The 11,453-nt window shown below is 41.3% G+C and carries 4 protein-coding genes and 2 pseudogenes; 2 read left to right on the plus strand and 4 right to left on the minus strand.

Going from position 1 to position 11,453, the window contains the following annotated elements; genetic code table 11:
* Positions 1-27 precede the first annotated feature (27 nt).
* The 3 genes and pseudogenes from M5V91_RS13495 to M5V91_RS13505 form a co-directional block, all read right to left on the minus strand.
* Positions 28-3,336, minus strand: coding sequence for an efflux RND transporter permease subunit (locus M5V91_RS13495; protein ID WP_284522206.1), 3,309 nt, complete (start codon positions 3,334-3,336; stop codon positions 28-30).
* A 206-nt stretch (positions 3,337-3,542) separates the two neighbouring features.
* Entirely contained in the window at positions 3,543-4,940 is a 1,398-nt protein-coding gene (nhaC, locus tag M5V91_RS13500) for a Na+/H+ antiporter NhaC (RefSeq protein WP_071160474.1), read from the minus strand.
* A 446-nt stretch (positions 4,941-5,386) separates the two neighbouring features.
* Positions 5,387-6,963: pseudogene (locus tag M5V91_RS13505) on the minus strand (peptide chain release factor 3).
* A gap of 458 nt (positions 6,964-7,421) precedes the next feature.
* Between M5V91_RS13505 and M5V91_RS13510 the strand changes: the two are divergent.
* Positions 7,422-8,297 (plus strand): metal-dependent hydrolase, encoded by an 876-nt coding sequence (locus M5V91_RS13510; protein ID WP_019381602.1) that lies wholly within the window; start codon positions 7,422-7,424, stop codon positions 8,295-8,297.
* Between the two features lie 188 nt (positions 8,298-8,485).
* Positions 8,486-9,747 (plus strand): annotated as a pseudogene (locus M5V91_RS13515) (NupC/NupG family nucleoside CNT transporter).
* Between the two features lie 2 nt (positions 9,748-9,749).
* Here the strand turns inward: M5V91_RS13515 and treC are convergent.
* The gene (gene treC / locus M5V91_RS13520; protein WP_251174390.1) at positions 9,750-11,435 is read right to left on the minus strand and encodes an alpha,alpha-phosphotrehalase; all 1,686 of its coding nucleotides are present in this window, start codon (positions 11,433-11,435) and stop codon (positions 9,750-9,752) included.
* Between the last annotated feature and the right edge of the window lie 18 nt (positions 11,436-11,453).

The following is an 11,453-nucleotide window of genomic DNA, read 5'->3' on the forward strand; positions in this document are numbered from 1 at the left end:
TGAAACGCCATGACAAAAGGCCCCTTCTTATCGAAGGAGCCTGCACGGATTAAGTATTTTCATCCTTGTTGTGTTCTTTTTTTCTTTGTTATCTTCTTTTACAATTTTTAACAACTCTTCCAGCATGGCTGCCATATCATCTCTGCTGTAGGAACTGGCTTCAGAGGTTTGAAGCTGATTTTTGTCTTCTGCACTTTTATTGTGATTCCAGTCTTTATCCACTCTTTCTTCAAGCAGATAGGCTGGCACTAAATGGCCATCCGGTGTTGCATACATTTTATTTAACCGCCTTGTATCCTTGTCAAAGAAACTATATACAACAGGTATCACAAATAGTGTCAGGAATGTACTGCTGATCAGCCCGCCTATCAGAGCAATTCCCATAGGCTGGTTAATTTCAGTACCTTCCCCTAAACCAAGGGCAAGAGGAACTAACCCAAGTATGGTTGTTAAAGCTGTCATAAGTATCGGTCTTGCACGGTCCTTAACGGAAATAATTAGGGCATCATAGGTCTTAAGGCCATTTTCTTTCTTTTGGTTAATATAATCGACAATGACTATTGCATTATTAACTACAATTCCTGCCAGCACAATAATCCCGATTATTGCTGTTAAGCTAATAGGTGTTTGGGTTGCTGTAAGAGCAATTGCCACCCCGATCACCATGAGAGGCACAGTAAACATGATAACTAAAGGATACTTCAGCGACTCAAATTGGGCTGCCATGACAAGATATATAAAGATGATTGCCAGAACAAAGGCCAGAATCAGGTCATCAATGGATGATTCCAGCAACTCCCTGTCACCGCTAAAAACGATTTCCGTTTCATCCGGCAAATCCAGATCAGCAATTTCTTTATCCACTGCTTTTGACATGGCACCCATGTTTGTTGAAGACTTGTACTTTAATGTAAATTGAACAGCATCCTGCTGGTTGATGCGCTGAATATTGACCGGTCCTTCTCCGCGTTCTATATTAGTTACGTCACTCAGAGCAGCATAATTTCCATCAGGCTTTTTTATAAGCAATTTTTTTAAATTATCAATATCCTGTGTGACTTCCCGATCGTACTCAACAAAAACGCCATATATATTCGATTCTTCATCTATCATTTGTGTTGCCCGATTGCCACGTGTTACATCATTTACTGCCATGGCTACCTGGGCAGGAGCCAGGCCTTGCTCAAGTGCCTTTTCACGGTCCACAGTAATTTGAATTTCTTCAACTGTATCCATAAGGTCAGTGGATAATTCTGTTACATCATCTAAGTCCTTCAATCTATTATAGATTTTATCTGCATTTTCCGTTAAGCGATTTGGATCTGTATCCTTTACACTGAAAGTCAGAGTATTCGGAGCTGTACCGGATGAGGATTGCATGTTAAATGAGAGTTCGGCAGTTTCATTAACCTTTGATGCAGCATTTTCCAGATCCTTTTTGATATCATCGGCAAATTCAAAGGTTGATCTTTCACGCTGATCAAGCCCTTTCATTTTGATGTACAATTCAGCGATATTGGCATTCTTCGAGCCCCGGAAGGATCCTTCCTGTGTAGTTCCGATGAGGCTGACATATGTATCTACCTCTTCTTCATCCTTTAATTCTTCCTCTAAATCAGATATAACTTTTTCAGTTTCTGAAAGTGCAGTGCCATTTTCAAGCTCCATACGCACCGTAAAGAAGCCTTCATCTGTATTTGGAAGAAATTGTGTGCCTAAGGTGGTCATTCCAAAGCTTCCCGCTGCCAATAACAGCATGGTGATCGCTATTACCACTGCGCGATTCCGCAAAGACCACTTAATTGATTTTTCAAGTGAACGCATTAAGCCTGATTCCTGCCTTTTTGTCTCAATATTTGCTTTTGGAGACTTCAGCAGCCGGCTCGCCAGCATTGGCACAACTGTCAGTGCAACAGCTAGAGATGCAAATAAGCTAAAGGAAATGGTCAGGGCAAACTCCTTAAACAATTCACCGATGATTCCAGTAATAAATACTACTGGAAGGAATACAGCGACAGTCGTTAGTGTTGAAGCAGTAATCGCACCGCCTACTTCTTTTGCTCCATCGCTGGCGGCCGTTTTAGGATCTTTCCCCATTGATAAATGGCGGTAAATATTTTCAATAACTACAATGGAATTATCCACCAGCATCCCAATTCCAAGCGCTAATCCGCCCAGCGTCATAATATTTAAGGTGAAATTTGAAAAATACATTAAAACAAACGTAAAAATAACAGAGTAAGGAATTGAGATGCCAATAATAAGCGGGCTTTTAACATTCTTCAAAAAGAAAAATAGCACAATCATCGCAAAAGCACCGCCAAGAATCAGTGAATTGGAGATATTCCCTATTGCAAGCTTTATGTAATCCCCCTGATCAAAAAGAATTTCTGATTCAATATTTTCAAACTGTTCTTTCTCAAGAAGATCATCCAATTTCTGTATGAATTGATTTGAAACTTCTGCCGTATTAGCGTCTGACTGCTGCAGGACACTCAGCAAGACAGATGGAGAATGGTTTGTGCGCGTGATAGTGCGATCATCCTGGCTGGCCAGCTGAACCTCTGAAATATCTTCAAGGCTTACTTTATCGCCTGTTGCAGGGTCAACTGTTACAGTAAGTTTTTTCAGCGTTTCAAGGGAATCTATGGAACTAATGATCCTGGTTGTCAGTTCTTTTCCCTCAGTCAAAACCGGATCACCCGGCATTGAAATATTATTGGATTCAATTACATCGACAACATCTGCCTGGCTTAGTTTGAAATCTCTTAGTTTTTCCTGATCAAGTTCCACCCTTACTTCCTTAATGGCTGTTCCGGAGAGATTTACGCTTGCTACTCCTTTAACCTTGGTCAGCTCCAGGTTCAGTTGTTCTGCAAGCCTTCTCAATGCTTCAGGCTCTTCATCTGCACTAAGGGATAATTGTATGATAGGAAACTGGGCAGGATCAAACTTCATAAATCGCGGTTTATCGGCTTCATCAGGAAGCTGTGTCTGGTCCAGTCTTTGAATAACCTCATTTTGTATTTCATCAATATCTGTCGTCCAGGAAAATTGCATCAGAATGAAATTTGCGCTCTCTTGCGAGGTAGAAGTTAAGGTTTTAATCCCCGGCAATGTTGCCAAATTTTCCTCGAGCGGCTTTGTTACTTTTTCCACAACTTCATCGGGACTTGCTCCTGGATACGAAGTTACTACTACTCCTACAGGAGGATTCAGATCGGGTATGAGCTTTAATGGAATATTCATAAGGGAGACAGCCCCTAAAATAAGCACTAAGAACATCGTAACCAATGTAAAGATTGGCCTTTTGATTGAAAAATCACTTATTCGCACACATTCTGCTCCTTTCAAAGTCAGTAAATATATGACGGCTGCAAGATAGATATAAACACATTTTAACTATATTAAAGCAGCTATCACTATGCAAGAAATCAGTGTGCTGCTGAATGGTGATAGAGAACAATATCTATGACTTTAAAGGGGCTCAATCACCCCAAAAAAGACATTGCCTAAACCTTTGCCCACAGAAAAAAGCAGCATTACACAGCTGCTTTTTTCTCAATTTTTTCGATTTTTAAACCAGTGAATCCATAGATAAGAGTAATAACTGGACTTAGTATGCAGAAGAACGCAAACGGCATGTAAGCTGCTGTTTCCACCCCTAGTACACCTGCCAGAAAAACTCCGCAAACACTCCACGGGACTAACGGGTTTACCACGGTGCCGGCATCCTCAAGAATCCTTGAAAGATTTTTCGGGTGCAGACCGGCTTTTTCAAAAGGCTCTCTGAACGCATTCCCAGTTAAGAGAATCGACAGATATTGTTCTCCAAGCAGGAAGTTAATGCCGATTGCTGTTCCTGCTGCTGCTGCCACTAGAGAGGACACACGATTCAAAACACCTTTGATTCCTTCAAGCAAAGCTGGAAGAATGCCAAGCTTAAAGAATAAGCCTCCCATGGAAAGTGCAAGCAATACCAATGAAATAGAAAACATCATACTTTCCATGCCGCCTCTTGATAATAGTGCGTCTACTTCCTCTGAACCACTTTTTGAGACATATCCTGAAAACAGCAATGACATCACTTTTTCGAAACCGAAGCTGTTTTGAACAAAGATGGCCAGGATTAAAGCCGATAAAATTCCGGCTGACAGCGTGATGATAGCCGATACTCTTTTAATGGCCAGTATTGTCAAAATGACAAATGGAATTAGGGAGTACCAATGTACCAGCCCCTCATCCAGCAGAGTTTTTTTCAGCTGGGCAATTTTTGAAAAATCAGATGCTGCCTCGCCTGGTGACAGCACAGCAAAAATTGCCAAAGAAATAATAAACGAAGGGATCGTTGTCCATGCCATGGTCTTTATATGCTCAAATAAATCCACCTTAACTGTCGATGATGCCAGATTAGTTGTATCAGACAACGGAGACATTTTATCTCCAAAAAAAGCACCGGAAATAACTGCACCTGCCGTAATCGCATCCGAAAGACCCAAAGCAGAGCTGACTCCCATAAAGGCCACTCCCAATGTAGCAGCCGTTGTAAGCGAGCTTCCAATGCTCATGCCAATCACTGATGCTACCACAAACACAATGGCATAAAAGAACTTTCCATTAACAGCTTCCAAAGCCATGTAAATAAATGTTGGAATGGTTCCGCTTGCCATCCAGCTGCTTATCAGCATGCCGATTAAAAAGAAAATGAAAATCGCCCCTAATCCGGACTGGGCACCTTCTATCAGCCCCTTTTCCAGCTGTGTAATGGATACTTTTTTTATTAAACCGTAAGCAATTAACCCCATTATCGCGAAAACAACGGGAATATGAGGCACTGCCCCTGCGAAAATAATAGAATAACTGATCCCTCCAAGGATTAATAGAGTGACAATAAGTGCCTCAAGCGGCTTCAAATTCAATGCTGCATGTTCCTGATGCATAATGTATTCCTCCTAAAAAAATACAAGAAATTCGAGAGCAAACAAAAAGAGCCCTCTCGCCTATAGGGACGAAGGAGCTCCGCGGTACCACCCTAATTGATAAGCCATTTATGCTTACCCGCTTAAAGAGAATGTCCTGTGAAATGCAGTTGTATTTCGACCAATTGCTGCCTGAATTTTCATCACCCATTCAGTTTCTATCTGCTGCCGGCAACTGCTCTACTTTCTTCTGCGGACAAAGTCTATATTTTTATCGAGATTGAACTTCCTGCTTTTTAACTTAAACGCTTTTTAGTACTAAAGCGGATGTGTTAATACTATATTATCTATTGATGAATATGTCAATAGGAGTGACAGAGGAATTTACAGGAATTGAATCAGGAGAAGAGAGGCTGATCATTTACAGGGACCAAAAGCAGAAACGGCCCCTAAAAGAGGCCGCATGATTATTCTGAGTCCATCGGATTATATAGTTTTACATCCGGGTTTTTTCCTGGAACCACCGGAGTGCAAAGTCATTTTCAAAAAGAAAAACGTTTTTGTCATAACGGTCTTTAACCAGGAGACTTCTTCCGCTGGAAAGATTTTCGTTGACCTCATCGCCTTCTACCCAGCGGGCGATTTTGGAGCCTTGCCTTTCCATATAAACTTCTGTGTTATATTCATTTTTCATGCGATGTTCAAAAACTTCAAATTGCAGCTGTCCAACTGCACCGAGAAGGTATTCTTCCATTTTTACTGTTTTAAACAGCTGGATGGCTCCTTCCTGCACCAGCTGCTGGATGCCCTTATGAAAATGTTTTTGCTTCATGACATTTTTGGCAGTTACTTTTACAAATAGCTCAGGTGTAAATTGAGGTAGACGTTCGTATTGGAAATTATTTTTACCTGCCGTTAACGTATCGCCAATCTGGTAAGTTCCCGGGTCATAAATTCCAATGATATCCCCGCTTACGGCAGTATCGACTGTACTTCTGTCATCAGCCATGAATTGTGTGGACTGCGCAAGCTTGATGGACTTTCCGATTCTTGGTATATTTACAGCCATGCCTCTTTCAAATTGGCCTGAACAAATTCTTAAAAATGCTATCCGGTCGCGATGAGCAGGATTCATATTTGCCTGAATTTTAAATATGAAGCCAGAAAATTCTTCTGACAGCGGATCAATTTCACCTGCTGAAGAATTCCTCGGCTGCGGCGGCGGTGCAAATTGGAGATAAGACTCAAGGAATGTCTGTACACCAAAGTTGGTCAGCGCGCTTCCAAAAAACACAGGGGTCAATTCTCCCTTTGCAATTCTCTCTCTTGAAAACTCATTGCCCGCTTCATTTAACAGCATAATTTCTTCAAGAGTCTGATCATATAGACCAGAATCCTTAATGGAGTGGTTTCCCTCTATTTCGCCTTCCTCATTCAGTGAAATAAAGCGGTCCTCTTCCTCTACTCTGAATTGCTCAATTCGATTATTAAACCGATCATAAATTCCGAGGAATTCTTTCCCCATCCCGATTGGCCAGTTCATAGGATATGATTCAATTCCCATGACCTCTTCTAATTCCGCAAGGAGCTCAAGCGGTGCCTTTCCCTGGCGGTCAAGCTTATTCATAAATGTAAAGATCGGAATTCCTCTCATGCGGCAGACCTTGAATAATTTAAGTGTCTGCTCTTCGATGCCTTTCGCTGAGTCAATGATCATAACAGCACTATCAACGGCTGTCAGCGTACGATACGTGTCTTCACTGAAATCCTGGTGACCAGGAGTATCTAGAATATTAACGCGCGCACCATCATATTCAAACTGCATCACACTGGAGGTAACAGAAATACCGCGCTGCTTTTCAATTTCCATCCAGTCGCTTGTTGCATACTTGCCTGTCTTCTTTCCTTTAACTGTACCCGCGTCACGAATGGCACCCCCGAATAATAGGAGTTTTTCTGTCAGCGTCGTTTTACCGGCATCCGGGTGGGAAATGATTGCAAAGGTGCGGCGGGATAAAACTTCTTCTTTAAAATTTTTGGACATATTGGTTCCTCACTTACTTATATGAAAATTTGTTTATCGCAGTCTAACGGTCAGTTTGACTCCCATGTCGTACACATAGCAAATTGAGAATGGGTAAGCGGGAGTCTAAACTGCCCGTATAGGCCCGAATGAAGCACAAAGACTAAGAATGCCACGTCCTCCCAAAAGCTGCCGCTTTCGGTCGTGCGATGTATCGCTCTGTAGCTTTCCTTATCCTGTGGCAACGTCTTTGTGACCCACATCGTGCGGGCCTCAACTTACAATCAGCGGGGGATGAACCCCCACAGATTGAAGTTTCACTTTATCAAGCAATCAATGTGACACTTAATTATTGCAATACCTTCAATTTTATCGCTCCGAAGTAAAGTTTGCAACGCATTTTAAGATTGCATATTTCTTTTTATAAATCTTTTTCAGGCTTATAATAGTGAAACAAAATATAAAAAAGGAGGTTGCAAATGGACACAATTACTCATACTTTATTCGGCTTGGGCCTTTACGGTGCAGTTAATAAACGAGATATGGATAAGAACACCAAGAGAGCGTACTTGCTTACCGCCGTGGGGGCAAGCCAAATTCCGGATATTGATGTCATCTCCCGCTTATGGGATACAGAAGGACTTTATCAGATGTGGCACAGAGGCATTACCCATTCAGTTTTTCTTACTCCGGTTTGGGCTCTGCTGTTTTTTCTGCTATCCTTCCTGCTCTTCAAAGTTAAGGATAAGAAGCTTTTCCTGCTGGGTTGGCTTGCAGTTTTCATACATAATACAAGTGATTTATTCAATGCATGGGGAACGGGATACTTGGAGCCATTTTCAAATATGAGGATTACCTTTGGCACGATTCCTATTGTTGATTTAGTGATTTGGTTCATCATGGGAACTGCTTTTATTTACTCTAGAAGAAACAAACTGAAATCACCTTACTACTTTAGAGTGGCATGGGCCTTTTTGTTGGTGCATGTTATCATCCAAAGCACTCAGGGATTTATTATTTATAAGCAGTATGATGATCAATATGATCAAGTTGCCCTCTCGGCAGATTTTATTCCATGGACCTTTTCAGTTATAACCAAAAAAGACGATGAGGTAATCATCTTTAATGATAACCTTTTTAAGAAAGAGGAAACTCAATATGTGCTTCAATCCAGAGAAACTGCTGATTTAGATAAATTGTTTTCTCAGCGTCCTGAAGCTAGAACCCTTTATGAATGGTCCCCATTTGTCGTTCTTGTTGATGATGATGAAAGGCTTGGCCTCTATGATCCCCGATTTTACAGAAACGGTCAGTCTTTTCTGTTTGAATATATCGAGAAAAATACAGAAAGATGAGCATCTTGCTCATCTTTTTTATTTTCACCATGTATGCTGCATGCATAGATTTTTTCATTAATTTATTCCTTTTGCACATAATACAACTATTGAGCTTTACAAGCAGTTTCATTAGGGAATAGGAGTACTGCCAGAATCCTCCCTTGAGCTTCCTTTAAGGGAAAATTACATAGTTAAGAGGTGTTAATATGAATTTTATTTGGGGAATATTCGGTATCATTGTCGTTTTAGGATTAGCTTTCCTGCTCTCAAGCAACAGAAGGGCCATTAGTTTAAGAACTGTTGCGGGTGGGCTTGCCATTCAGCTGATTTTCGCCTTTCTCGTTCTAAAGTGGGAAGGTGGCAGAAAAGGTTTAGAATGGCTAACAATGAAGGTAAACGATATTATCAATTACGCTAATCAGGGAATTAATTTTTTATTTGGCGGCCTTTTTACAGATGAATCGGGTATCACCTTCGTTTTCGCACTTCAGGTCCTGCCTGTGGTAATCTTTTTTTCATCATTGATTTCTGTCCTCTATTATTTAAGGATTATGCAGTTTTTCATAAAAATCCTTGGCGGGGGCTGTCAAAGCTACTCGGAACCAGAAAAGCAGAGTCCATGTCGGCAGCAGCAAATATATTCGTAGGGCAAACAGAGGCTCCGCTTGTTGTCCGTCCTTATATTGCCAATATGACAAAATCTGAGTTATTTGCGGTAATGACCGGCGGCCTTGCTTCTGTGGCAGGATCTGTTTTAATCGGATATTCCCTTTTGGGTGTGCCTCTTGAATATCTCTTGGCTGCAAGCTTTATGGCTGCACCGGCGGGTTTAATACTGGCCAAAGTCATGCTTCCTGAAACAGAGGATAAAGAAGAGCCTAAAGAATTCGATATGGAAGTGGATAGCGACTCAGCCAATGTCATTGATGCAGCCGCAAAAGGTGCAAGTGTCGGGCTGGAACTGGCTTTGAATATCGGAGCGATGCTTCTTGCCTTTATTGCTCTGGTTGCATTGATTAACGGTCTCCTTGGATGGGTTGGAGGATTATTCGGCTTCGAGGGATTAACGCTCGAAATCATTCTGGGTTATGTTTTCTCGCCTCTTGCATTTGCAATAGGCGTTCCATGGTCAGAAGCTGTGCAGGCCGGAAATTATATTGGCCAGAAGTTAATTTTGAATGAATTCGTTGCTTATTCTGCTTTTGCACCGGATATTCCAAATTTATCTGATAAAACGGTCGCAATCGTCAGCTTTGCCCTTTGCGGATTTGCCAATATTTCTTCATTGGGCATTCTGCTTGGAGGGCTTGGCGGACTGGCACCTAACCGCAGGCAGGACATTGCGCGTCTTGGCCTGAAGGCAGTTGCAGCAGGTGCCCTGGCTTCTATGTTAAGTGCTGCCATAGCTGGAATGCTTTTTAAAAATCATGTGAAAAATCCTCCCGCTGTTTACGGGAGGATTTTTTGATCTTATTTCTTTAAATAATAGATAACGGATTCATACGGCCTTAATTTAATGGTCTGTGCTGCCGGAGGTGACTGATTGTAATTGGACAGTAAGATCTCATCTTTATATTCGTCTGCCTGAAGGTGTTCAGGAATGATAAATGATGTTTCTTCCCCATAGAAATTATTCACGACCAGCAGCTTTTCATTATTGCCATTTCGAACATAAGCAAATACCTTAGGATGCTCCTCAGAAATCAGTTCATAGTCTCCGTACGTGATAATATCATATTGCTTGCGAAGCTGGATCAGCTTCTTATAATGATAAAAAATAGAATCTCCGTCCTTCAATGCTTTTTCGGCATTTATTTCCATATAATTTGTTGCAACATTTATCCATGGCGTTCCATCGGAGAAACCGGCATTTTCAGAACTATCCCACTGCACCGGGGTCCGGGAATTGTCGCGAGACTTGCTTTTGAGAATATTTATGATTTCTTCTTCACTCATTCCCTTTTCCCTAAGGATATTATAAACGTTCAGTGATTCTACATCTCTGTAGTCTCCAATGTTTTCAAATCCTGGGTTTGTCATGCCAAACTCTTCACCCTGATAAATATAAGGGGTTCCCTGCATCATATGAATGACTGTCGCCAGCATTTTAGCAGATTCACGATGATATTTCCTGTCATCACCATATCTTGACACAATTCGGGGCTGATCATGATTGCACCAGAATAAAGCATTCCAGCCTCCGCCCTTGTGCATCTCAGTCTGCCACCTTGATAAAATCTGCTTTAACGCTCTAAAGTTAAATTCAGCGATTGCCCATTTCTCTCCATTTGGGTAATCCACTTTCAAATGATGAAAGTTGAAAGTCATGCTCAGCTCTTCCCTCTCAGGATTGGAATACTTTATACAATGTTCAATGGAAGTGGAGGACATTTCGCCAACAGTCATACTATCGTATTTTGAAAATACATTTTCATTCATTTCATGCATAAATTCGTGTACACGAGGTCCGTCTGTATAGAATTTTCTGCCGTCTCCCGGAGGCACAGATCCGTCATCATCGGGAAACTCCTGGTCTTTAGAAATCAGATTGATTACATCAAGTCTGAAGCCATCTACACCTTTTTCAAACCAGAATTTCATCATGTCATACACTTTTCGGCGAAGCTCTTCATTTTCCCAATTTAGATCCGCCTGCGTGACATCAAAAAGATGGAGATAGTATTGGCCGGTTGCTTCATCATATTTCCATGCATTTCCACCGAATTTTGATTCCCAGTTTGTCGGTTCGCTTCCATCGTCCTTAGGGTCTTTCCAAATATAAAAATCACGGTATGGATTGTCTTTTGATTTTTTTGCTTCCTGGAACCATTGATGTTCTGTGGAAGTATGGTTTACTACAATATCCATAATGATTTTAATGTCCCGGCTATGTGCCTCTTCAAGAAGCTTTTCAAAGTCAGCTAGAGTTCCGTATTCTTCGTGAATGCTGAAATAGTCACTAATATCATATCCGTTGTCGCGCTGCGGAGATTTATAAATTGGTGTCAGCCAGACGACGTCCACACCTAATTCTTTTAAATAATCAAGCTTGGCAATAATTCCAGGAATGTCTCCAACCCCATTTCCTGTCGTATCGTTAAAGCTTTTTGGATAAATTTGATATACTACTGATTTTTTCCACCATGGTTGTTTCATTAGAATCACACCTGTTTT

This window comes from Cytobacillus pseudoceanisediminis (genome assembly GCF_023516215.1).
In the GTDB taxonomy this organism is placed as follows: Bacteria; Bacillota; Bacilli; order Bacillales; family Cytobacillaceae; genus Cytobacillus; species Cytobacillus pseudoceanisediminis.